Source organism: Microscilla marina ATCC 23134, assembly GCF_000169175.1.
Taxonomy (GTDB): domain Bacteria; phylum Bacteroidota; class Bacteroidia; order Cytophagales; family Microscillaceae; genus Microscilla; species Microscilla marina.
On the sequence record NZ_AAWS01000010.1, the window covers coordinates 34132 to 60037 of the forward strand.

Annotated in this window: 12 protein-coding genes; 1 reads left to right on the top strand and 11 read right to left on the bottom strand. The window is 38.9% G+C overall.

Features of this window, described 5'->3' with window-relative positions; genetic code table 11:
- Positions 1-10 precede the first annotated feature (10 nt).
- From M23134_RS37885 to M23134_RS10785, 5 genes are all read right to left on the bottom strand, one after another.
- Positions 11-1567 carry a PP2C family protein-serine/threonine phosphatase gene (locus tag M23134_RS37885; protein ID WP_002695876.1) on the bottom strand — a complete coding sequence of 519 codons (1557 nt, stop codon included), beginning with the start codon at positions 1565-1567 and terminating at the stop codon, positions 11-13.
- Positions 1568-1589: 22 nt separating this feature from the next.
- The gene (locus M23134_RS10770; RefSeq protein WP_002695878.1) at positions 1590-3029 is read right to left on the bottom strand and encodes a class I SAM-dependent methyltransferase; all 1440 of its coding nucleotides are present in this window, start codon (positions 3027-3029) and stop codon (positions 1590-1592) included.
- 314 nt (positions 3030-3343) lie between these two features.
- On the bottom strand, positions 3344-5017 hold the full coding sequence (locus M23134_RS10775) for an isocitrate dehydrogenase kinase/phosphatase AceK regulatory subunit (RefSeq protein WP_002695881.1): 1674 nt from the start codon (positions 5015-5017) through the stop codon (positions 3344-3346).
- 311 nt (positions 5018-5328) lie between these two features.
- A complete protein-coding gene (locus tag M23134_RS10780) occupies positions 5329-6108 on the bottom strand; it encodes a helix-turn-helix domain-containing protein (RefSeq protein ID WP_045113372.1) in 780 nt (259 codons plus the stop codon).
- 592 nt (positions 6109-6700) lie between these two features.
- A complete protein-coding gene (locus M23134_RS10785; protein WP_002695884.1) occupies positions 6701-8545 on the bottom strand; it encodes a tetratricopeptide repeat protein in 1845 nt (614 codons plus the stop codon).
- 705 nt (positions 8546-9250) lie between these two features.
- Between M23134_RS10785 and M23134_RS10790 the strand changes: the two genes are divergently transcribed.
- A complete protein-coding gene (locus M23134_RS10790) occupies positions 9251-11449 on the top strand; it encodes a tetratricopeptide repeat protein (RefSeq protein WP_045113373.1) in 2199 nt (732 codons plus the stop codon).
- A gap of 121 nt (positions 11450-11570) precedes the next feature.
- Here the strand turns inward: M23134_RS10790 and M23134_RS37890 are convergent, their stop codons facing one another.
- The 6 genes from M23134_RS37890 to M23134_RS10820 form a co-directional block, all read right to left on the bottom strand.
- Complete coding sequence (locus M23134_RS37890) at positions 11571-12848, bottom strand: Kelch repeat-containing protein (RefSeq protein ID WP_053337286.1); 1278 nt, start codon at positions 12846-12848, stop codon at positions 11571-11573.
- Between the two features lie 334 nt (positions 12849-13182).
- Positions 13183-13938 (bottom strand): hypothetical protein, encoded by a 756-nt coding sequence (locus M23134_RS10800; RefSeq protein WP_045113374.1) that lies wholly within the window; start codon positions 13936-13938, stop codon positions 13183-13185.
- 280 nt (positions 13939-14218) lie between these two features.
- Positions 14219-14740: a hypothetical protein gene (locus M23134_RS10805; RefSeq protein ID WP_002695889.1), complete on the bottom strand. Its 522-nt coding sequence runs from the start codon at positions 14738-14740 to the stop codon at positions 14219-14221.
- 17 nt (positions 14741-14757) lie between these two features.
- Positions 14758-15600: a hypothetical protein gene (locus M23134_RS37895; protein WP_002695890.1), complete on the bottom strand. Its 843-nt coding sequence runs from the start codon at positions 15598-15600 to the stop codon at positions 14758-14760.
- A 45-nt stretch (positions 15601-15645) separates the two neighbouring features.
- Positions 15646-16545 (bottom strand): hypothetical protein, encoded by a 900-nt coding sequence (locus M23134_RS37900; RefSeq protein WP_002695891.1) that lies wholly within the window; start codon positions 16543-16545, stop codon positions 15646-15648.
- A 126-nt stretch (positions 16546-16671) separates the two neighbouring features.
- On the bottom strand, positions 16672-25191 hold the full coding sequence (locus M23134_RS10820) for a LamG-like jellyroll fold domain-containing protein (RefSeq protein WP_045113375.1): 8520 nt from the start codon (positions 25189-25191) through the stop codon (positions 16672-16674).
- Between the last annotated feature and the right edge of the window lie 715 nt (positions 25192-25906).

A 25906-nucleotide genomic window follows, 5' to 3' on the forward strand; every position in this document is an offset into this window, starting at 1 on the left:
TTTATGGAGTTTAGGCAGTGCGTCTTACTACCACAATAGTAATGTCATCTTCTGGGTCAGTCTTACCCGTATATTCATATATTTCATCTATGATGTTATTAACAATTTGCTGCGAAGGGTGATGCCTATGCCTTTCCAGTGCTTGCATAAGTCCCTGTATTCCAAATTCACGGTCAGCGCTGTTCAAAGCTTCGGTAGCTCCATCAGTATACAGTAGCATAATATCTCCTGTCTCCAGGTCAAAGCTTGATTCTTGTACATGGTCAGAAAAATCATCAATTAACCCCACGTACAAGCCAAGATCCATCGTGTCTATTTGCTCAGCAAAATCCTCTTTGCTTCTTAACAAGATGACTGTTTCGTGTTGGCCAGTCATGCTTACTGTACCATTGTGGTAGTGCAATAATGAAAGCGTCAGGTTGCGCTGATCTTTCATTCGGCTAATATTTTGGTGTAAAATAGAGTTAATCTGATTCAAAGCAGAAGTAATGTCTATGTCACTGTTGTCAAGCGTGGCTCTAAAGGCTGCTTGTGTCATCAGCATGACAACCCCCGACTGTAGCCCATGATCTGTTACATCACCTATACCAAAATATATACTGCCATCTTTTTGTGGCAGTACTTCATAAAAGTCCCCGCCTACTTCGGTAGCTGTGTCCATTCTGGCACCTATTTCTAACCCCTTAAAAGCCATGAATTCTTCTTCACGAGGGAGTACCATCTTTTGAATGTGCTTAGCTATGTCCAGCTCCATAGACATTCGGACGTTCTCCTTCTTCAAAAGGTTTTTCTCGTCAGCAGCCAATTCTATTTTTTCTATTGCCCTGGGAATAGTTTTGAGTACTTGCCCGATCATGCTTGCCTGAAAAAAAGTAGGTAAAAAGGCTAAAAGTAAAAATATGAGGCATACGCTGAGGTAAAGCTTAATGCTGAGTGGTTCTATTTTTTCTTTTTTCACTATCTCTTGCCGTTTTCGGGCAGCTTGGCGAACCTTTCTATTTGGTGACTTCAAGTGTTGTTTATATTCTTTCACCTCTTGCTGGGTCATGAGGTGGTACTCAAATGAGCTTCCCCGGTTTCCGTAAGCGATAAAAAAACTAATCAGTGAAATGACTAGCCACACAGTAGCGGCGTTTCGGTTGATAACTGTACCAGTGATAAACACCAAAATGATAGAAAAAGCAGAGTCTACAATAAGACTGGTAGCAGTATTAATGTTTACATGTACGGTGGCAAGCGCAAAAAGCTGAAGTGTAATCAGTGAAGCCCAAGTGCTTACCTGAGATACCCAGCGAGGCTGGTTGGTTTTGCCTGCGAGTAAACGACTATGGTGGTATGCCGAAAAAGCATGGATGCCAATCGTAAGCGGTATCATAATCATATCGCGGGCAGGTTCAGGTAAATGCCCAAACGAAATGAGTTGAATAGCCAGGTGAAGCGACGTAATGATTACCAAAGACAGGTTTACAGCCACCAGAATTTTCTTTTTGGTGTTTTTGTAAGGTGCCTGAAGTATCAGACTTGCTTCATGAAGAGCGTCTTTATTTTTTTGAGATTCCTTCACCATATTGTATCAAACTTACTTTTGGCTATTCTTCCTTTTTATAAATTTGGGTTTGTACTTGTACGCTTATTTGACAAGGGTTTTTAAAATAATGTTCTTCAGCTTTTTGGTAATACTCCACTACTTCTTCGCGTTGAGCAATGAACACATACATAGCCCACATATACATGCGTCCCAATTCTGTGACATTTTCTTGTACCTTTACCTCGTTTTCTTGTCCTGTATTTTTAGCAGTAATAGAATGCTCTTGCACAAGCTTAAGGTGTTGGTTTTGAGCCAACGTAGGTAAATCATTCAAAATATCCCGGTTACCTTCATAAATATCCTTGTGTTTTTGAACCATTCGCTTGATCAGTTTGGGTCCTGCAAAAGTAGAGTCGTTTACATCCATCACATACAAAGCACCCCCAGGTTTCAATATCCGATATATTTCCATTAATGCCAACTCTGGATTACTTAAATGAATAAATAAAAAACCAGCATGTACTACACTTACACTATTGTCTGCAAACCCTGTGTCATAAGCGTTGCCTTGTATCCAGCGAATATTAGGGTATGATAACGATGAGTAAGTAATCATATCTTTTGATATATCCATCCCTACAAAGTCATATCCTTTGAAATGCTCGTTTTGGGCAATGGCAGACAAGTAAACCCCTGGACCACACCCTATGTCCAGAAATGTTCCAGGTGGCGATGGTAAATGTTTTATTTTGCTAAACACAGGCTCTTGAATGAGGTAAAGCAAACGAGCTTGTGCTATAAGCCTCGGTAGCTCATCTTTAAATAATAAAGAATCGATATAAAGGTTTTCTTTTTTTAACTCCCCCAAAATCAAGTAATCCATGTGATTGATTTCTTCAAGAAAACGCAACAAAGAAGGAGGAGGTATCTCGTACCTTAGTGTCAATGATTGTACATACTTCTTTACCCTTATATAAGCTGATTTCAACACATCTTCTCCCTTGGCCAGCAATACATGACGCTGACCATGTGTAGTTTCTACAGTTTTGTAAGAACTAAAGCCAAATGTTTTATAATAGAGACGAAGCCTGCTATGTGTATCGCTTAAGCCTACGACAAAATATTCGGGGTGAATGGTTTCAAAAATTTTTTTCCAGGCAATAGATGCCAGAAATTCGGCCAAACGAGAACCTCGGTATTCTGGGAGTTCAACCCGGCGCGAAAACTGAACAATGCGTCTTTTGGCAGCAGGCAATTCAAATTCTTCGAAAATTTTACCCTGTGGGGGAAAAATATATGCCGAGAGCGAAGAAACCAGCTTATTATTATGAAAAGCGCCAAGGTGGAGCCCTTGAGTGTCATAGGGCGACTGCATAAGGTAATCTTCTAATCCTTGACCATCGACAAATACTGCTTTTCTTAAAGCATAAATTTGATCTTTGTACTGGTCAAAGTTCATCCAAATAATTTCAAGGTTTGATTTTATCTCAGCTACTTTCATCAGAGTTTTATACCATTTTTAAAATACAGAATTTATGTATTTGAAGGCATCGATTATAAGTTTTGTTTAGACTAACAAAACATCCATAACAAGCATTACAGGTGTTTGTGCTGCTGATATACTACGGAAATACATACGATTGACAAAACTTTATCAATCAGTTCATCATTATTGGAAATGTCTTAATTACTGCGTACAATAACTTTGTAGACAAGCATATTTTTTGTGACAAGTATTCAAATATAGAGCAACAAAAATCAAAATCAAAGCAGGTTTTTACTTAACAAAATAATAGTTTTTGTTATTTTTTACTACTAAAAACTATACATATCTGTTTTATTATCAATTGGTAACCCTTTTTCATAAGGAGGCACATCTGCTATTTCTCCTGACTTTACTCTACTTTGTAATTGCTTCCAATATTCTTTGTCTAATAAACCAGGGTGTTTCTCTGTCAATACTTCCTTAAGTTCTGGATCATTCTTCAATATTGCTTGTATTTGTTGGGTAAGGCGGTGTATACCTTCAGGTTGGACATCGCTCAACCACCCCAATTGCTCATAGTTATAGCATATTACCCGGCTATGTTGCGATACTCCAAAACAGTTGAGCGATAAATTGGCAGGTAAGATATTTGCCAAGGCGAGTTGTTTAATTGCCAAACCGTAGTCTTGCATCACTAGTTTGCGCGCCATTACATTGGCTTTTTTCAAGAAAAGATCCAGTGACACCATTCGTCTTTCGACCAATAGGTAGGCAATTGATATTTGGTTGTTTCCGGTTATTTTTACCTGAGAAGGAGCCTGTGTGCAAAGGTGCTCTAAAACCTGAGTGGACATAATTTCTTTAGGAAATATAAAATTGTAAAACTCCAGTGCCTGAGTCATTCGCCCTACCCGATTTTTTTGAGAAAGTGTCCGGTATTTATCTTTTATAGCTGCTTCTTTGTCAGAAGTGCTTGTTTGATCGTGTAACACCCTGAATACCATATTAAAAGAGGGCAAGGTAAAAGTAGTCATAGAGGTACTCGTTTGGTTTTGCCAAAGCACCATTTCATCGGGTGCTTTTTTGATATGTGCATTTAACTGACGGATTAAAACTGTCTTACAATGGTTGTCAAAACCTATGGAACTATACAGTTCAGCGGTGAGCTTAGAGGGCAGTAGCACTTGCAAAAACTCAATCAATAAAGAAGGGGCAGGAGTGTCAGCCAAAAAGCAAGAGTGTGCAAAACTAAACACAATACTTAAGCTATTGGGGTTGGTGATCAAAGTTTCGATAATTACTTTTCTCTCTACACTCAGTATGGGCAATACAAAAGGCATTAAAATACCTTGTACCTGAAGTTTGCCTATAATATACCCCCTTTTATTACGGTAAAATACCGACTTAAGAACTTCTATAGTAATGGTATGAGACTTTAAAAAACGAGGCGAAACCCTTTGTTGCAATGTGGCTGTAATCAAACCTACATCCCGGTCAAGGTTTTCATAGTCAAAGTTAAAATCCAGTAGAAGTTGATGAATAGTTTCAAACAGGTGGTTATCATTTATTTGATAGGTATGATAAATAGCAGATACTCCACCTTTAGTCACGCGGTGCTTGTAATAACTTTTGCTAACAAATAAGTATTCATTGTTCAAGTGACGATAATTGTACAAACGGCCGTATATAGAGTTAAAAAAAGTTTCGGCTATGTCGCCTGCCGAGTGGTTCTGAACTGTGACTGAGTACTCTTGCTTAAGATAAGCCCAGTCACTTTGGTTATTTTCTAACGTTGGACGGATGTTTAATATCTGGTCTAACACAGATTGTAAGGTTTGGTTGTACAAACCTTGTCTTTGAGAAGCAACACCTTGAATTTTTTGATAGTTTTCTTGCTTAAAATCACCTTCTACAGATCGTGTGATTTGTCTAAAGCCTTCAAAATACTTTTCAAATCCCTCAAATATGATGTTAACTATTTGTTGTGTGGTTGTATATTTCATTGTCAAGCGCTAACTAAGCCAATATTTAGTGTTTGATGATACTAAATATTTACTGGTTTTTCAATGAACTTGTCCCGACTTTTTGAATGTTTGCAAAAATTATTGCTTTTGTTGAGTGACAAGAAGATTTTCCCTGATAAACCAACCAGAGTTTAGTAAAAGAAGCATAGCAGCACTATGGTGATAGTGGCAGCTCCTTGCAAAATAAGCTTTTGAAGAAGTGCCCCAATCAGAGATAATATTTGGTAAATAAAGTAATTTTTTTAGTAAGAGTAGAGAGGTAGTGCAAATACCTCTCTATCTAAAGCAGCTTAGGCCGCTCTTCTTTGCAAGAGCATTTGGCGTTGGTATTTTTTAGGTGTGGTACCTTCTTCTTGCTTAAAAAAAGCATAAAAAGTTGTTTTGGAACCAAACCCTGCCTGTTTTGCCAAACCTTCCAGACTTAGCTTTTTGCTTTCTTCCAAAGTCAGTAACCGCTTAAACTCCTGTAGTCTTAAATGATTGATATAAGTATAAAAGTTTTTGTATTCTTGTTCTCTGATAGCTTGAGTCAAAGTTTTGTACCTGATTCCTAATTCTTGAGAAAGCCACTTTAGCGTAAGATCGTTTTTTTTATAAGCTTTGTGCTTTTCCATAAACGTTTCTAACGCTTTGTATGCCTCCGTAGTTTTTGGGTGAATAACTTCAGCTTTTCTTTCAATTACAAACGTGTTTTTTAGAGTACTAAGACCTATCCAGCACAAGGTAATAAGTATATAGGTGGCAGAAATAATAGACATGTTAACCGATAAGACATTTGGTGGATATACTGCTTTTAATATATCATTCATGATCCAAATGATATGTAAGCATAGTAAAATTTTCACAAGTTGCTTAACCCATACAGGGTAGCGCATGTTCTGTTGGGTGTAGCTGTTGAGTTGTTGCCAGGAAATAAGGCAAATAGTAATAGCCATTGCGTAGCCTGTTATTTTAAATATTTGAGTGTACAAGCTAAAGGCAGGTGAACTGAGGTAAAGTTGTTGTTCTTGAAAAGGCTGCAGCAACCAGTATATTTTATAAATAACATCAACTCCCCAAATGCTAAGCATAAAATAATGGAGGGTTGGTATTTTCCTGTATAGTGAAGTGATAAAGAACAGGAAAAAAGGACCATGTAAAAAAATATTGCCGAAAGACAAAAAATAGGCGGTAGGAGATGATTGCTTGAATAACCATATAATAAGCTCAAACGAAACCCCCAGAATAGCTACCCCAAGGAATGATGCACGAGGGTATTTTTTGCATCTAAAAAAATGAATACTTAAGAATAGCCCCATGAACGCGGCTAGGAACGAGATATAATTTGCAATAGGATACATAATATAATCAGATGGTTGTAGTGAGTAAGTGTTATGATGTACTGTTGAAGGAGGAAAATATTTGGTATAGATTTTCCTGTGAATTAATTAGTACAAAAGTAAGACTTGTTAGCGGCTGGGGCAAATTTTTGTACTTAACAAGGGCTTAACAAGTAAATATACTAATACTCGTTTTTTTGATTTTAAGTTATTGATATTGAGTATCTTATATTTTTTGTATATCTAAAGTAGAGTTGGGTTTTTGTGAGATCAGGAATGTTTTGTTAACAAAATAAACTGTAGGCCGATGTTGTAAAATCAATATTTACTTGTTTGATAAGTGTTACAAGTCATCAATAAATTTGGCAAGTTTTTCATCTGATGGTATAGAAAGTTTCTTACGGATTCGATGGCGGGCAACTGAAGTACTGCCATGCGTGATTCCTAAAATAGACGCAATTTCTTTAGAGGTAAACTTTAGCTTAACCAAAGCACATAAACGCAATTCTGTATCACTTAATTCGTCCGAAATGCCTTTTAGCTTATCAAAGAAACCTTGATGTACTTCCAGAAATAGCGCAAAAAAGTTATTCCAATCTTTATCTATTTGAATACCAGAGTCAACCAAGCGGGCAAGCTGGGTAACATTTACCTTATTATCTTTTTTTAGGGATTGTATGCTTTCTTTTACTTTTTCAAGAATTTCGTTTTTCTGAATAATATGTAATGCCTTTGAGGCAAGCTGTTGTTGTTTTATTTCCAGTTCTTTTTTAAGTGTTTCAGCAAGCAATTTTTTTTCGTTTAACTGAGCCTTGGTCAGTTTTGTTTCTGCGTCGTGTAATTGTTGATTTTGTATAATCAACTGTTTGTTTTTGCTTACCCTTAATCGTAAAAACATAACCAACAAACTACCTAAGAAGAACAGGCTTATAAAAGCACCTACAAAAGTATATTTGAGGAGTGTTTCATGTTGTTTTTCTTTTTTTAACAGTGTTATCTGATTATTCTTCAATATGATTTGCTGCTCTTTCTTTTGGGTTTCATAGCGGGTTTCTATCTCTACTAGTTGTTTGTTTTTTTCCAGATTAAACAAAGAGTCTTTTGCTTGAATTAATAGAGTTCGTGATTCGATGGCTTTTTTGTAGCTACCCAGTTTCATATAACATTTAAACAATACCTCGCTGATATTCTTTATCGAAATCAACCGCTTGTTTTGTTGTGCAAGTGTAAGCGCCTCTTCGCCATTTTTGATTGCATAAGTATACTTTTGTCGAGCAAAATAAATATGAGCCAAATTGATTTTTGAAATTGTTTTCCCTTTAATGTCATCAATGTCTATGGACATCCTTAGCCCTTTTTGAGCATAGAAAAAAGCGGAGTCTAATTGATTTAGTTTTGAGTAGATATAACTTAAATTATTAAAAACCAGCGGGTTTTTAAGTTTGAGTTGCTGAGAGATTGTCAATGCTTTTTGTAAATACTCTAAAGCTAAAGAGTATTGTTTCATTTCACCGTGTACCATGCCAATGTTAGTATACACAATGGCTACCCCTCGTTGGCTGTTGATTGCTTTTTTTAAATCAACTGCTTTCTTGTTATACTCCAATGCTTTTTGGTAATTTTTCTGAAACCTGTATATGGTAGCTATATTGGTATAAGAAACACTCATTAAACGTAAGTTGTTGGCTTTTTCCTGAATACTCAATCCTCGTTGATAGTAAAAAATAGCCTTGGTATAGGCACCTTGCTGTTTATAAATGTTTGCCAGGTTATTGTAGGCTACTGAAGTACCCAGTTTGTGAGATATTTCCTTGAATAGATTTAAAGATTCTTGATAATACTTTTCAGCCTCTTTGTATTTTGCTTGAAAAAAATACGATGCCCCAAAATGGTTTTTGATTTTGGCAATAGCCAACTTGGATTGTAGCTTTTGAGCAATTGATAAAGCTTTTTGAGAAAAAAAACGAATAGAATCGGGCGACCTTTTGTGATAGGCATAACAAATCTTATCTAATAGATGCAAACGCATGCTATCAGTTGTTTTGGTGTTTAAAGCAGCCTTCCATTGATCAATTTGTGGTGTTTGTGCGCTGGAAGAAGTAACCAGTAAGGGAAAACAAATCCAACAAAAAAAGGCAATGAATAAACATTGCTTTTTCTGAGGGCGAGTATCTTCATGAATTTTCATTAAAATTTTCAGGTAATATTCATAACTACTTTGTTTGGGTAAGCAATCTGTAAAAAATAAAGTGATTCAGTCAAATAAAATACCTTGTGAACAAACAAGCAAAAAACTTTACATGGTGATAAGTTTCTCCATTGTATTACTCCCCAAGTCAAGTTCAGAACCGTGAGAACCTAAATCAAAGGATTTAAAAATGTACCACAGTAAATTGTCGGTGCAGTTTTTTTTAGAAACACGGCAACCAAAGATATCGTTTGACGAAATTGGTTATTTTTGTAGAATTACTAAGCCAAAGAAAGCTTAATATAACACCTTAGGAATAGTACCAAAATAAATTTACATTTTTAACGTCATCTTTCGCTGACAGAATTCGTTAAAAAAACTTGCCGTAGCGCTGCTATGCCGCCGTCCCGCAGGGCTGGCTCAACATCCACTGGATATTGCCCTACCTCTCCTGCCAACAAAATATTTTGGCGTTACTATAGAACTTTATTTTTACACCATTCCTTATAGCAAAATGTCGCTGAATTTTAGGGTTAAATTTGGGAGTGTAAGCATGACAGTGCCTTTGCCTGATTAAGATGTTACACTGAAGGTGGATTTTATAAAAAAGAGTATAATTTATAGCGTTAATTTGTCTGTTTTTATAACAAAATGCTATATTTAGAATAAACCTTTTCAATAAATCCTACACCAACTTCTAAGATAATGTGTACAAATTCTGGCTACGTATGGACGGTTTTTTATATTTGTTTATTTCTACCTTTGTATAAGTTAAAAGCGCAAAATTCTCAGATAGACAGCCTGAAAACGCTTCTTCTAGCAAGCAAACCTGATACCCATCGACTACACTTATTGAATGAACTTTCTAAAGCCTATTTTAAAATTTCGTCAGACACCATCAGGTTTTTTGCCTTAAGGGAAAAACAACTTGCTCAAAATTTAAAGCAAATATATTGGCAAGCGAGTGCCGAAAATAATTTGGGGATTTCCTGTTTTTTTGAGGCAAGTTATACAAGAGCATTGCAGCATTATCGCCGAGCGTTGCAGCTATACCAAAGCATCAGAAGTGAGCGGGGAATATCTAGTGTTTATAATAATCTAGGGAACATCGAGAGAGCGCTGGGCAATTACCCAAAGGCGCTCGACTACTACCAACGAGGTCTGGCTATTCAAGAGAAAATCCAGGACTTGGGTTTATTGGGGGTTTCTTATAACAACATTGGTATTATCTTTAAAAGGCAGGGAGAATACAACAAAGCAATCACGTACTATCTAAAATCTTTGCAAATAAGGAAAAAACTTCAGGATTATAAAGGGGTCGTTTCGTGTTATACCAACTTGGGAGTTGTTTATAATAAACTGAAGCAGTATACCAAAGGGCTTTTTTACTGCAAAAAATCATTACACCTTGCACAACGACTGAAACTTAACAGAGCACTTTATTATAACAATGTTGGTTATGCTTTTTTCAAACTTAACCAATCAGACTCAGCATTGATGTATATTCAACAAGGGTATGCTATTGCAGAAAAAAATCAAGATAAGCTTGGTAAAATACGCGCTTACTTACATTTGGCTTGGGTCTATTATGCCCAAAAAGCATACGAAAAAACCATTTTTGTGGCAAAACAGGCTTTAACCATTGCCCAACAACTCAACAGAAGGGATGAAATAAGCCAGTTAAGCCATGTTTTGTTTCAAAGTCACCAGCAATTGGCTCATTATCAGTTAGCATTAAAATACCACTTGTTGCATACTCAAAGTAAAGATTCCTTGATTAATGACTCGAAAACTAAAGAAATTACCCGCCTAGAGCTGAGTTATGTTTTTGATAAAAAACAAGCATTTCTTAAAATGCAACAGCAAGTCAAAGAACAAAAAATCAGGATGGATAGCGAAAAAAAACTCGTGCAAGAGCGTTGGTACTTATTCAGCGCATTGGCAGGGTTGTTTGTGCTGGCAATCATTAGCACATTCGTTTTTAGAAGCCGTCAGATACAAAAACACCTAAATAGCCAACTGGTGAAACAAAAAGATAAACTGGTTATGCTCAATGAAGAACTCCTCCAAACCCAAGACGAAATTACTGCTCAACATAATCATATAGAACAACAACACAAGGCACTGGTGGAATATAAATATAATACAGAGGGGAGTGTAAGGGCTGCACGAAATATTCAACTTGCTTTATTACCGTTTGAAAAAGATTTGACAAAGGTGTTTAAAAAGCATTTTGTAGTGTATCGTCCTAAAAATATTGTATCAGGAGATTTTTATTGGATAAAAACAATAAATGAGCAAAGGTTGATTGTAGTGGCAGACTGTGTAGGACATGGGATACCCGGTGCATTTATGAGTTTGATTGGGATTAATTTGTTAGATAAAATTATTTTTCAGGAGGGGCTCACCGATCCGGCAGGTGTATTTGAGCGATTGCACCAAGAGATTAACCAAGTACTTCAGCAATACATAGATGCTAAGTGGAGTATGGGAATGGACGCTGTTTTGTGTAGCTTAGTTGAGCAAAACGACGGGAATACTAGACTGGTATTTTCAGGAGCCAAAAACCCTTTGTATTATGTGTTGCCTGGCACTACAGCATTAGAAGTGATTCAAGGAGATCGTAAGTCGATAGGTGGTACGAGAGGAGCAAATAAATCGTTTATCAATAAAGAAATGGTGTTTCCTCCAGGTACATTGCTTTATGCGGGCTCTGATGGTTTACAGGATCAAAACAATATTGCCCGCCAAACCTTTGGAACTCGTCGCCTACAGGCAGTTTTAAAATCTTGCGCCTCTTTGCCTTTTGCTCAACAAAAACAACGAATTGAGCATTGCATCGATGAATATATGCAAGGTACCACCCAACGTGATGATATTTTGTGGGTAGGCATTGAACTTTAACCGTAGCATACACCCACCAGCTTGTTTTTAGAACAACCTAAAAAAGGACTCCCTTTATACAAAGAGAGCCCTGACTTGTATTTCCTGCAAGTGTACTTAGCAGTCTTAAGTATTTAGACAATTAAGGTGTATACTTCCATAATTCAAGGCTACTTCCTTTGCCTAACTTGTCACCCAACCCGATATAACCGATGCTATTAATGCCAAATGCAGTAGCATAAGCTCTGGCACCGCTTTTGGGTTTGTTTGTACTTACCCACTGTTTGGTAGCAGGAGCATACGCCCACATGTCATCTGCATACGTGGTTCCGGCAGCACTCAAATCATCAATGCCTAACCCCACATATCCTTTGCTGTTGAATGAAAACCCCACGGCTCCTATACGTGTTTTACCTGGTAAATCAGCAATTTGTGTCCATTGGTCTAAAATAGGGTCATATTCCCAAAAATCTTTGTAAAAGTCATGGCTACGTCCAGTACCTACATAAGCTTTATTGTCAATAGTAAAGCTAGTGGCTGAATACCGTTCAGTACCTTTAAAATCAGCGACTTGTATCCACTTATCTGAGGTTGGGTCGTATTTCCAGAAATCTTTGGTAGCTGGACCATTAACTTCTCCGTTTACGAGAGTTGCTGCATCTATACGACCTGTACCTACATAACCTTGACCGTTTAGCACAAAGCTTACAGCTTGATTTCTTGCTTTACCAGGAAAACCAGCTACTTGATTCCATTGGTCGTTGCTTGCATCATATTCCCAAAAATCTGTGTAGCTTTTTCCTTTTGATCCCTTACCAGTACCTACATAAGCTTTGGTGCCTATTACAAAACTTACAGCAGAGGTGCGCGATTCGCCTGGAAAATTAGCCACTTGTGCCCAAGTATCGTTGCCAGTGTCATATACCCAAAAATCCTTAAGATAATTTCCTGAAACTTTGCCCATACCTGCATATATTTTATCATCTATAGCAAAAGTAGTAACATTGGATCGAGCCTCGCCAGGCAAAGAGGCCAATTGATTGGCAGGACGAGTTATCTCAAAATCAGTAGTGCTGGTAGCAGTTTCTGTTTCCTGTTTTACTACCACCTTGCCAGTAGTGGCATTATCAGGAATAGTTACTGTTACCAATTTGTCACCATTAGTAGTCATATCTTTGACGAGGGTATTATTAAAGAAAACCTTGGCACCATTCACTTTTTTATTAATGGTAATTTTTATTTGTTCCCCAACCTTGCCCTTCATTGGTTCTATAGATATAATAGACAAGGCTACACTATTATTATCAGTAGTAGGGTTAGCAGTAACAGGTTGTGGGTCTTCATTCTTTTTTGAGCAAGCAGTTAATAATACGCTTGCAAACATGCTGATGTAGAAAAAACTTAAAATGATTCTTTTCATTCTGATTTTTTATTTAAAAATTTACTTTGATAAGGATAGCTTGGTAAAGGATAAAATACTTCATTCGCCTAATGATAGAATGAAGGCGAATAGTGAATATTTTGACAACTAGAAGTTGAAAAAATATAACTTGATTTCGTGAGTGCAAAGTTAGATATTGACCTTACTCACAACAAATTTTGCCACTTAACAACGACTTAACAAAAGCCCGTTGTAAATAAGGTTTTGTGATGATTTAAGTTTTTGATAGTCAGTTATTTGTGTGTTGTTGTATATATAAAATAAAGTATTTTTGCATTAGCCAAATGCTGTACTGCCAAAGTTAGCAAGCCTTTTATTTGGTCAAATTATACTCACCGTCAAATTTACAGTTTTTGGTTTGTGGGGTGCGACAGTTGGTCGTCTCACTTACTTTTACTTGGCCAGCTGTGCTAAAATCAAAGGCAATTTTACAGTTTCCTCCTTGGTTGCTTATTGCTGTATATTGATCTGTAAAAAACGCTTTGCCATTAAACTTACCTACACAATCAGGCACCGCAAGTGTTACATCATAGGTGAGCTCACTACCTTGAGTCCATTGTATTTTTAATGACTTGTACTTATTGAAGGTGTACTCCCCATTGTATTTCTGGTAGTTAGTTGTAGTCACCTTTGCCTGAGGGCTTGTTTTGGGTAGTGGCTTTTCTTTGTAAGACACTATTTTGTTTTGTTCATCAAATTGAATATTAGCCAATATCAATTCTTTTTGTTGTTTTCGGTGTTTTACTACCTTGATACTAGCAAGGCGACCTTCTATTTTCAAAGAAGGCAAATCAGGCATATAAACAATCCCGTTATTTTCGGCTTTCATTTTTTGTACAGCTGTTGGGGCGCTTATATAAGTAGCTGCCTTGAAAAGTTTTATGGTATCAGCAAAGTTATTTTGCATAGCGTCATAATAACCTTTGGAGTACTTATGATAAAAATCAAGAATTTGTTGTCCTGTCTGAGTTTCCTCCAAGATTGTTTCAGTCGCTTCTTTTTTGTTGTTAGAACAGGCGGCAAACGTAAAAAATAATGCAGCCCATAAAAGATAAACTCGTAAATTCATAAGGGTTAAAATATTATTAGTGATCTGGAAAAAATAAGATGTGCCAATTTAAGAAAATATATTGTTCTCAGACGATTCAAAAAAAACGGTGCATAGCCAAAGCTATGAGGCTTTTTTTTTGAGAAGAATGAGGGCAATAGATACACTTTAATGGCTCAAATTATTTATGAAAGATCACTTAGATGGTAATTCGATATTTTTATTAACATAATGAAGTTTATATAAAATACCCCCAACCTTGAGTTGGGGGTATTGCATAGCCGAAAAGGGTTACACTGTTTTAAAATGTATCGGCTTTTGTCTCTAGCAAAAACCTAAAGTTAGGTTCTTGCCCAGCGGGCAAGCCATTTTCTACATTTACCATTTTAAATTGCCCGTTGGGCTCTATCATCATTACCTTAGTATGATCTGTAGGGTCAGACAATACACAATAACCTATAGCACCGTTTTTGGTACCAATACCAGCAAAATCTATAGACCAAGAATAACTCTGTAGGTTGTCCTCTGAATCAATCACAATATCCCCGTTAGCATTGAGCCCCAAGTACAAAAGAGGGTTTGATGCAGAATTAATACGTACTCTACCATCAACCCTAGGCAAAACAATAAAAAACTGCGACAGGCTATTTTCCTTGCTCCGAGGCGAACCTACTAAGTGAGTTGGGTTTGCTGCATTGAGTTTGGTGGTAATAGCCAGGTTGCTACGATCATTTACAAACCTAAACAGTTTGGTTTGTGCCTGAGAGCTATAAGCTCCCAGACAAAATAGTGTAACCAATAAAATTTTATGATAATTTTTCATAACTAATCTCGCTTCAATTATTTTTTAGAATTTACCAGAGTTTTCAAGGCTTTTACTTCTTGCATCAATTGTTTGATTTGTTTGTGCTGCTCAATAGTATGCAAAGTCAACTCCTCCACTTTTTCCATGAGCAATATGTTGATTTGCCCCACGTCCATGCCTTCTTTGATCACCTTGGCTGCAGCAGGCACCTTGGGCAAGTGTTGGTTGGCTTTGATATAGGCCTCTACTTGCTCTAGTGGCATCAAATCATAGTCTTTGGCAAACACATAATCAGGAAAAGTACCTACATTGAGACGTACTCGATTGGCGGTTAAGTCACCGTTAAAATAACCATTGGTTGCTTTTACGCTTCCAGCAACATGTAGTTTTTCTTTAGGTTCTTGAGTACCAATTCCTAAACGACCTGCCTCGTTAAAAACCATGTGACGTGTTTGTCTAAGACCAGGGGTAGTTGATGATACACTGAATGTAATTGGTTTAGATCGTGACGTTATGCTTCCATTGAGGCGTATTTGTTCTGTCAAAACTGTTTGTCCATTGATGACATCAGCTTTTGCAGTTCCATTAACATCCAGCTTTGTTGTAGGATTTTTTACCCCAATGCCTACATTACCACTATGCCCTATTCTCAGGGCTAATTTCTCAGAAGCCCCACTTCCTAAATAAAAGCCGTATCCTTCGTTGTGGTTAGATGCGTCACTATTTGCTACCCAGCGTATTTCCTGGTTAGAATTGTGCACAATTTCTTTACCTCCTTGAGGAGGGACAGATTGCCCAAAAACCTGGGCACTACTGGTCAATGCTAAAGCTAAAGCCCCTGCTTTGAAAGTATTTTTTATGATTTTTTGAATGTTCATGATTTTTAAAATTTATTGCCACAAGGGACAAATGGTTAGAAATAATTATTTTTTGTGAGTTGTCTTGCTTTCAAGCTTTTGTAGCCTTTGCTGCATTGCCTTCATTTGCTTGTTTTGTTCAATCAAGTGCAAAGTCAATTCCTCCACTTTTTCCATCAACAATATGTTGATCTGCCCCACATTCATGCCTTCTTTGATTACCTTGGCGGCAGTGGGCACCTTGGGCAAGTGTTGGTTGGCTTTAATATAAGCCTCTACTTGCTCAAGCGGCATCAAGTCATAGTCTTTGGCAAACACATAATCAGGAAAAGTACCTACATTGAGACGTATTCGGTTGGCAATGACATTACTGGCACTTAGGTCACCACTAAAGGTGCCCTTGATAGCTTTCATATCGCCTGCTATATGAAGTTTTGCTTCAGGGTTTGTTGTACCTACTCCAACTTTGCCATTACCTAAAAGATACATTCCAGCAGACGAGGGAGCACCAGGATACCCACCTAAAGTAAGGTGACCTTCACGCACATTTTTTGTCACCCAATTGGTAATAAATGTATTAGTTTTGGCAGTTCCATTTACTACCAATGGAAATTCAGGGTTAGTAGTACCAATGCCGATTTTATTTGCGGTTAATAAAGTAGCTTTGGCTGTACCATTCACATGTAGTTTGTATGCAGGATTGTAAACTCCTATGCCTACATTACCGCTGTGCCCTATACGAAAGGCTAAGGAGCCAGGGTATTTCCCTACATAAAAGCCAAAACCCTCATTATGATTTGAACCATTGTTATTGGCTAACCAGCGTATTTCATGGTCAGAATTTTGAACTAATGTATTTGTTCCTACAGGAGGAACTGTTTGCCCAAAAACCTGGGCGCTACTAGTCAATGCTAAAGCCAAAGCGCCTGCTTTGAAAGTGTTTTTGATGATCTTTTGAATGTTCATAATTTTATGATGTTTTAAATGTTGTCTGTTTAAAAAAGGGCAAAGCCTGCCCGTTTTGCGGCTTTATGTAGCCGCATTTTGATTAAAAAGAGGAGCATTTTTCAGCCCCTCTTTGTTTCATAAGATTTAGTGAATTACCAATCGTTTGGTCATGGGTTTGCCTGCTTTGGTAGTCAGGGCATAGAAATACACCCCACTAGGCAAACCATTGCGTTGCCATTGTACGGTATGTTTACCCACAGCCTTGAGGCCTTTTGCCAGCACTGCCACCACTTGTCCTTGAGCATTGTACACGGTCAAGTGCACCTCATCTGCCTGAGGCAATTCGTAGCTAATACTGGTAACATCGTGAAATGGGTTAGGCTGGTTTTGGTATAGCTTATAACCGCTAAACAATGCTGCCTTGGCTTCTTTTACTTGTGTATCAACACGTTTCATGCGAAACTCGTAAGGAGCTTGCAAGCTGCCTTGTACCTGATCTACATAGCTTATTGGAGTTTCCAGTTTTTGTACTGTTTTGGTTTCCCTATGTGTCAAACGTACTTCATAAGCTGCCTGCTTATCGTTAGTGTGTACCGTTAAGAAGTACATCAACTTACCATTCACCATCTGAGGTACTGCTACCCCACGTACTTCGCCTGTGTTGGTATGCGCGGTTACTATATAGTCAGCCGCATCTAGGTGTTGCCCATCCTGAGTTACTACACCCATTACGTGCGCAGCATAGCGGTATTTGAGTGCATTAACCTGCATGCCCATGGCTCTTGCCTCGGTGCGAACTTCGTACATGGGTTTGTTTTTGCGGTTTTGCGACGCTCGGTTACTTAACTGATGGGCACTGGCATTTGCCCCCAAACTAGTAGCATAATTGAGTGTACCGTTGCCCAAAGCAATTAGCTGATAACCCATATTGGGTGCCAGATATTCCAATGTACCCGACCATTGGTTTGTTTGAGAGTCATAAATGCTAAAGCCCCCTTGCCCAACCAAGCGTAATTCGGTATTATCAGAAATATTCAACCCTGACAAAGCTTGACCTATTGGGAAGGTCTGGTCTGACAAATAGCCAATCCAGTTGATCCCAGGGTTTATTTGAATAACCGTGCTCAATGCCACTACGTGTCCTTGTAGTTCTACCTGAGCCGCCACAGGCGATTCTACCTGATACGCCTGTGTAGGCAATAATTGAGTTAGATTACCCGACCAGCTTTGCCCATCATAAGTGGCTTCTTGACCGTTCTGAGTATATACTTTGGCTCCAGTAGGCAAACCTTTTACCTGATCAATGCTGAGGTAATTGCGTCCTTGGTTGGTAGCATTAAAAGTAACATACTGAAAACCTGCTACCACATTAAACTTACGCACCAATGTATTGCCTACAGTCAGCGTTTGATTGTTGAGCGAAGTGCTTTTAGCAAAGGTGTATTGTTCAATTATACTACCATATTCACGGCATTCCGAGGCATCCCATACTCTAAACTGCAGTGCTTCCCCTGTTTCCTGGTTGCTATGAATAAGCATTGACACCTTATATCGGTCACCCGACCTGCGTACTTGTCCAGTACCACGCACTTCAGCTTGTCCGTTGCTTCCCATTACAAAGGCTGTCACCTTATCACGTTCATCGATAGAGCGTTGCCCGTTGATATGTAAACTGGCGTTTAAGAACATTGCATATTGGTATTGAGCCGCATTCAATGTATACAATGGAGCAGCACAGCTCACGTTTACATTGACTATTACTAGCTCGGTGCCCAACAAGCGTCCGCTGCGATCAAACACTTTAGCCTTGATTGTACCAGTATGCTCTCCTGCATTTAACCAGGGCTGCAGCACAAAGTCAATGCTTTCGTTTTGTCCGCTATTCAAGGTGTACGTTTGATTGGTGGTTTTGTCCGATGGCTTGATCCATTTGGGCAAATCAGTCAATTCATAAGTTACCTCAGTTGCCCCACTGTTCATCAACGTAAGCGCAAAGTTTTTCTCTTGCTGCCAAACCTGTTGCAAATCAATGCTACGTTGGTTCCACGCAATGTGGTTTTTCTCATATCTGAAACTCCACTTTTCGCCCTTAATCTCATTACCTAGTAAATCCTTGATTTTGTTGTTGGCAATATTTACCGTCAGGTAAGCCCCTTCCAGGTCACTATCAGCCAAATCAGGTGTAATCAAAATCTGATTTTCATTGCTTCGGTGAATCGTTACCGGGATGCTTTGAGGCACCGCTTCTACTTGCAGAGGAGCCGCCTCTTGTTTGGTTACCCAAGTCACCCCTTGAACAGTAGTGCCCGATGCGTTTCCGGTAAAGTCGCGAATGCCCTCTTGAGTACCATTTACAGTCAAAGCATTGTTGTCTAAGCGATAGTACCCTACCAATTTATCTTCATTACCCAACAACATTTTGCGGTAATTATTGATTATTTGATTTGAAGTACGCGCCTTGCTCCAAATGCGGATCTCGTCTAGGCTACCTTTAAAACCTTGCCCGTTCACAGCCTTGGCTATAGTAACAGGCTGGTCATTGGTGCCAAATGGCTCTGAAACCAACTTCAGGTCTCGTTCACCCGCCAAGCGTCCATTTATATAAATCCGAATTGCTTTATTTGACTTACTATAGGTTACAGCCACATGACTCCACTGATTTGGAGCAAGCGGTTGGTCTGACCTTACCCTTTGGGCATTGACAGTTCCATCAGGCATCAACGAAATTTGGAAATTGTTACCCTTCTCTATGATGGGCACAGTAGTGCTAGGTAATAAAGGTTTCACCCAAAACTCTACTGTACAACTGTCCATATCTAGCACATCATTGTCAGGTATTTGAATTTGGTCAGTAGCCTCTGTAAAACGTGCTGCGGTAGCCTCATAATTGCTGTTTGCCAATACCCCCATTACATTAATGTTCAGGCTGTTTACTCCATCATTGCTGATTTTGTCGGTATAAGTAGCTGAGATTACTCCATCGCTGCCTATAATGCCATTGTCTGCAGGCGTTACCGAAGCAATGACAGGTGCATTGCGCTGAATCGTACCTTCTATCCACTCGCTTACATTGTTGCGGTTGGTACCCGCTTCGCCACATACAGGCACCAGGCGTAGGCTGTATTTACCATCCACCAAACTGCTTACATCCAACGAAACAGTATAATATTCCTCGCTATCTTTGGTAAGTTCATCTACATCCAAAGTGGTCAGCAGTTGTGCTTTGTTATTACCTTCAGTAGCATATTCTACTTCTACCTTTTTGAAATCATCTTTGGCTGTTTCTGGCTTAAATCGTAGCCTTAAACGATTGTTTGAGGTATTGTTCACCACCCAGTTTGTGGTAGGTTGATTAATCTCAAACTTACTTACACAAGGTTCGCGGAAGTATGTGTTTAATAATACCTGATCAAAGACTTTTACTACTGAAACAGGGTTGCCATTGGCATCTTTTTTCACGGTACCATCTTTGTTGCGTTCGTACAACTCATTGGCAGTGTACTTGGTTGTACCTGCTGTAAACTCACAACTGGAATAAAAACGGAGTGCGATATTTTCATACGAAGTATCTCCACTATCGTTTTGTTGTATGCTAACCGTGGTAGTGTCACTGGCTCCTGGCATAAGGAAAAAAGATGCAGGTATTCCAGAGGCGTTTCCATTGATAGAAATTTTGGCGGCATTGGTAGTGTTGGCACTCACATCCAAAACATATGACTTACCCCTATTGTCATCAGCAATTTGGGTATTGGTCAAGCGTACTTTATAAACTGCTTTTGTTCCAGCAGGCGTTACCTTAGTAGCTCCATCCAGCACCTCTACTCTTACACCTTCACGAGGTTGAGTACCCCTTTCGTAAGGGCAGCTGCTACGTCCAGCACTGGTTTTAAATATGGGCGTGTCATAATCAGGGTCACGACGCATAAATACGTGAAACTGATCTCCCTGATCGTCATCAGTCAAGGTAAAACTAATCCCTGTCTTTTTATTTTCAGTATTTTTGAAACTAAACTTATTGTTCCAAACTGCACTTACCTGAGTTTTCACATCTAGTTTTATGCCTACAATAGAGGTAGAGTTGGTAAAAGGCGTACCTATCTTGCCATTGAAAGCGTGTGAGTTAGTGGTGCTATATTCCTTGCTCCAGTCAAGCGTAACTGTATAGCTACTACCCCCTCCTGAAAACACAAAATCACCTTTTTCATAATCCAAGCGATTGGCTCCAGCATTATACCCATGTCTTAGTTTCTCATAAGTATCTGCTTTGGCAATTTTCTCTTCATTCTTCTTAAGAATGTTCTTCCAGGCAACCTTACTAGAACGGGCACTGTCAAGCAGAGCACTTTCCTTAGTAGTTAGATTGCTTTTGGCAGACAGTTCTTCAATAAGTGACTCGAGCCCTGGGATAGTTGTTTCTTTGACATCTTCTACTTTGGTGGCAAAAGAACTTTTATAGCTCAGAGCAGTAGCGTTAGGGTTTTCTCTTATTTCAGCTGAACATCCACCGACTATCAATTCTCTGGATTTGCCACGAGTTATTACGCGGGTTACACCAATCAATAAGTCAGCATCTGGACCTACTACTTTACCTCCGGCAGCAGTCGAGTAGCTTTCGTTCAAAGTCAAAGTCCATAAGGTAGAGTTGTCAATTGTATTTAAGTTAGAGGCGTCAATACTGATTCCGGTACCTCCTTTGGCAGCAAAGAAACGATTGAGTATAAACACTCCAAAACCACCCCCAGTAGTTGTTACTACATCGCTACCCGCAGTAAATGCAGTAGAAGTCTCTACTCCTATATCGGTAGTATATTGAGAGGTGAAAGAAATGGTGGTTCCTTCTTCTATTTTGGCAAAACTACCATCACCTGGAGGGTCATGTAATACATACATTACCTGTGGTTCAGTCAAGGTGAAATCATTGCTCAACATTTGAGAACCAGTGATGAATGATTTTAGAAAATCTTCGGTATCACGGTTTTTAGTACGTGCACTTATTTGAAATTGCTCCAGGTAATTTGCTGCATCAAAACTAGGACCTGCCGACATAAACCGTATGCTGGCTTTACCGTTTTCATTGGTTTTACCGTTTTCATGCCCTGTGGCAGGTGTTCCCAAACTACCACTTACGGTATAGTCTACTCCTGCAACATTACATTTTCCATTTTGAAATTCTTCTGATACGGTAAGCTCCAGCTCATAGTTAGTGTAAGCTTTGAGCGAGTATTTGCCTGTACAAAGCGGTTGTATCTCTTGACCTCGAACACCTCCTACTTCTGGCTTTCCTTCGTCAACATTGGCTTTAACTTCCACAGCATAAATCTTATAACTTACCATCAAAGGATTATGATACTCAAAGTCGTAAGAAGCCCAACCTTGGGTAATGTCTACCACAGGCGAGCGTAGTAAAGGCTCTGCATCAGCACCGGCATTTTCTCTGAATATTTCTACCCGATACTTTCCTGGAAGCAAATTTTCTATGGCAAACACATTTCCATTAAAATGGCTGGCATCAAAGCTTTTTTCATACCCTTGAATGTCGGTTCTGAAAATACGCCCTTTCAAATCACCAATGTGGTTGTCGCAAGGAACAATCAAGTTGCCTACAAACCCATATCGAGTAGTGTTTTCAAAATCTAAACCTGTAGTCACCCCCGTCAGGTTCAACTCATAAGCCGCTTTTCCTCTGGGGTTGTAGCGTGGGTTACTCGCCAAGTAGCTATATTTATAGGTCCCTTGGTTGATTGCTACAATTTTATTGTCGCGTAACGCCTCAACTAGCTTCAACCCTTGGTGTTTTGCCTGAGCAGTAAGGCTAAGTTCTCTGTTTCCACCAGAAGTCACTATTGGGTAGCTCAATCGTAAGTGTTGGGCATCATTGGCTATAAAATTCCCCTCTTTTATTTGCTTAAACTCGTTGTGAGCAAACGTGCGGGTACGAAACTCTATATGATCTACATGCCCGCGAAACGGCGTAGCCATGTCATTGTTTACCCAAGCGGCTCCCAACGTAAAATGCCCAGTCATGTCTACACCTGATACTGCGTTAGATACATCAGGGGTTTCGCCTACATAAATTGTAAACTTTTGTGTAGCCGCTTCATAAGAGATGGCACAAAATGTCATGGCTTGATTACCAATGGTTTGAGTAGAACGTACCAGATCAGTACCCTCTTTTTTCAATACCAGCGTCTCGCTGTTTTCCAGGTCAAGTTGAATATTACCCAACTGAAACACCGTTTGCACTATGGGTAAACTTGGGGTTTCTTGAGTTGCATCATCAGCTTTTATGTCTCCCTCAAACGTTTCGGTAGCACTGGCTGGTTTTACCCAAAACGACCAGGTAGCATTACCTTGGTGGCTAATTGTTCCTTCAGATTGAGCGTAAGCAGTTTTCCCGTCAAAACGCAGTGATTGATTAACCAAGTTGCTACGTTTGGTTGCCACTGAATTTACTGCTATAGTCAACAGCTCAGGCGATGCACTCGTAGTAAAAAGCCCAGCAGCGTCAGATTTTGCCTTATCACCAGGAGCCAGTATTGTTGTAGTACCATTATTTAAGGTAATTTGTTGTCCTTGAGGCACTGGGTATACCTCTTCTCCTTCTTTGTACACAACTCTGCCCGAAATAGTAAATTGAGAAATATCAGTAAAATCAATCTCACTTTTGTTGGTGTGTTGTCCTCTTTGCAACAACACCTCTATAACAGGCGCTCTGAACTCATGGTTAGGCTTTTGGGGCACTACATTAAAGGTCTTGCCTGTACTGCTGGTACCATAATTGAGCCCTCTAAGCACATAAGCCCCCGACGTAGAAGTCAAAATACCATAATACAAACCTGCGTATTGACTAGCGCTCCAGTGCAAATCCTGACCCTTGGATTGACTTTTACCAATGTACTCATTGCGGTTTGTTAAAGCATAGTTATATACTTCTTTGCCATCCCCTTCATCAAAACGGTAGTATAGCAAAAGGTTGTCCTCTTCGCCTGATAGTACATGGCGGTAAGTTTGTTTGATTTGTTTGGCTGATTTTGCCACTTTCCAAGCCTTAAACTCATCTAGTTGATAAGCAGCATTGTTTTGAGCCCCTATCAAGAAACGATTTACACCACCTGGAGGAGCCTGATAAGGCGTAGGCGTAGTGGCTAGTTCTTCACCGTCCTGATAAAGCTTACCTTCGGCCCCTATAGGTTTTTGCTCTTCGTCGAGCACAGGTGCAAAGGTAAATGCGTAGTGGTGCCATTGGTTATCACGCGTTTTCAGATTACCTTCCAAATAAGCATTGCCATCGGCATTGGTTACTATAATTTTGTTGCTGGTGAGTTGAATCTTGGAGTTGCCCATAGCAAATACGGTATTGTTACCTGCACCCTTATACCAAAACTCCATCGTAAAACGTGGTTGGTTTCTCAAGGCTTCTATATTGTCAACCTCTATAGCAGGTGTGTTGGCATCAAACATCAAAGCATGTCCAGGTACACCACCATTTTTCAACGCAGCGGTTATTTCTACATCTTGTACTGCATCTTGATGATTAGTAGTTACCTTACCCGAAATTTGCCCATTGTAAAAAATAAAGCCCAAAGTTTGTCCATTGGTAGTAAAGCTATCATCACCCAAAGCCTCTACTTTATACACATAACGCTCGCCAGCTGTCAGATCTTTGTCTTCAAAAATCAACTCATCACCCGCTTGTTGGTTATTGATGGCAGGAGGGTTAGGCAAAGCCACAAACGTGACCTCTGCTTGTGGGCGACGCGAAACTGTATACCGGGTAGCCTTGGCAATATGATTCCATTTGATTTGCACCTTATCACTAAACTCGCCTTTAGACGCGGTCACAAATATTTCTTCTAAATCAAGAATAGGGTGTCCAGCGTCGGTTCTTACTTGCATCAAAGGAGGACCATCTACATAAGCATGTCCCATTCCTTCTTTGACAGCAGACTCCTTAATGGCATTTGTCCAACCCATCACTCCCCTATCAGGAGAAGTCATGTCAGACGTATTCAACAATACATCCAGCCCCTTAGCGGTGTGTTGAGCCAATTCGTCTGCCTTGTTACTATCGATTACTTTAGCCCAATACCTTAAGATATCTTGCTTGGTACGTGCCTGATTCCAAGCTCGTACTTCAGTAATAAATAGTTCGGTTTCTCTGGCTTTATAAAAATACAGTTGACGACCTAGGGTAGTATTAAAATCCAGGTCGCTAAATACACCACGTGTTCTTCCGTTTACATACAGTGTAGTAGTGCCATTGTTGGCTACTAAAGCTATGTGGTGCCAGGTATTTTTTCCAATTTGTCCATTGAGGTCAATGTTTTTTTCTGCGCCCTTCAAATGAAGCTTTAATTGGTGATTATTTTCCACCCGCATCGAGAACGACTCCTGGTCGCCTAGTAAGTCCGTAAGCACCCAGGCATTATTATCACTTTGGGCTTTAATCCAAAACTCAAAGCTCGCTTGGTTTGCTTGCCCACTATTCAGCAAGGTGTTAAAATCTACTCCTGTATTGAAGTAGTTGTTGTACTTATTCTTTTTGAGGTGTAATACCGCCCCCAAAGAAGAGTTTGTAGCTTGGGCAAACAATTGCTGAGGAAACCAAAGTCCACTCACAATTACTGCCAGCATGATTTTTATAAAAAAACATCTTTTTTTCATAGAAAAAGTGTAATTTTGCTAAGTTTTTTAAAACAAAAAGATTAAAAGTCTTTGTAAAGCCTTGTTTGTCTGCTAACAAACAGGGCTTTTTTATTTTCCGTAGACTTCCTGTTCACTTTTCGCAAAGCAGCGTCATAAGCTGTTTGGAAAAGTACCAAAAGACATAAACAGTGTTTGTACATAATATGTATGAACACTTAAATATGGATATAACAATCCTGTTCAAATGATTTGAAAACAAGCCATTTGAAGCATCTGGTGAGAATGAAGCTTATAAAATTATGAAGAAGTTTATCCTGAAATTACCCAATAAGCATTGGGCATGTCAAAAGAGTAGCAGGTCTTTTATATAATCCCTGAATCAGTTTCGTAGGTGATCCAAAAAGTTGGAATACAACTATGGTGGATATGTGCTTGTGTACAAGTATAATGCAATGATAAACTGTATTTGTTCATGTTCAATGTCTAATTTGTTAATAATATGCTCGTGATCCAACAATCAATTTTGTGTAATTAATTTAATATTATAAAGTGTTAGCAGTCGTTTTGAGTAAAAAAAATCTACAATAACCAGTCAGGTAATAAACCTGTGTAACATAGTTTGCCCAGCCCAAAGGCTTTTTTTGACAATTTTTTGTTTTTAAATTTAACGCGATCTATAACTAACCATCAATTACTTGAAAATGTAAAAGAACAATTAAATTATATGTATCAA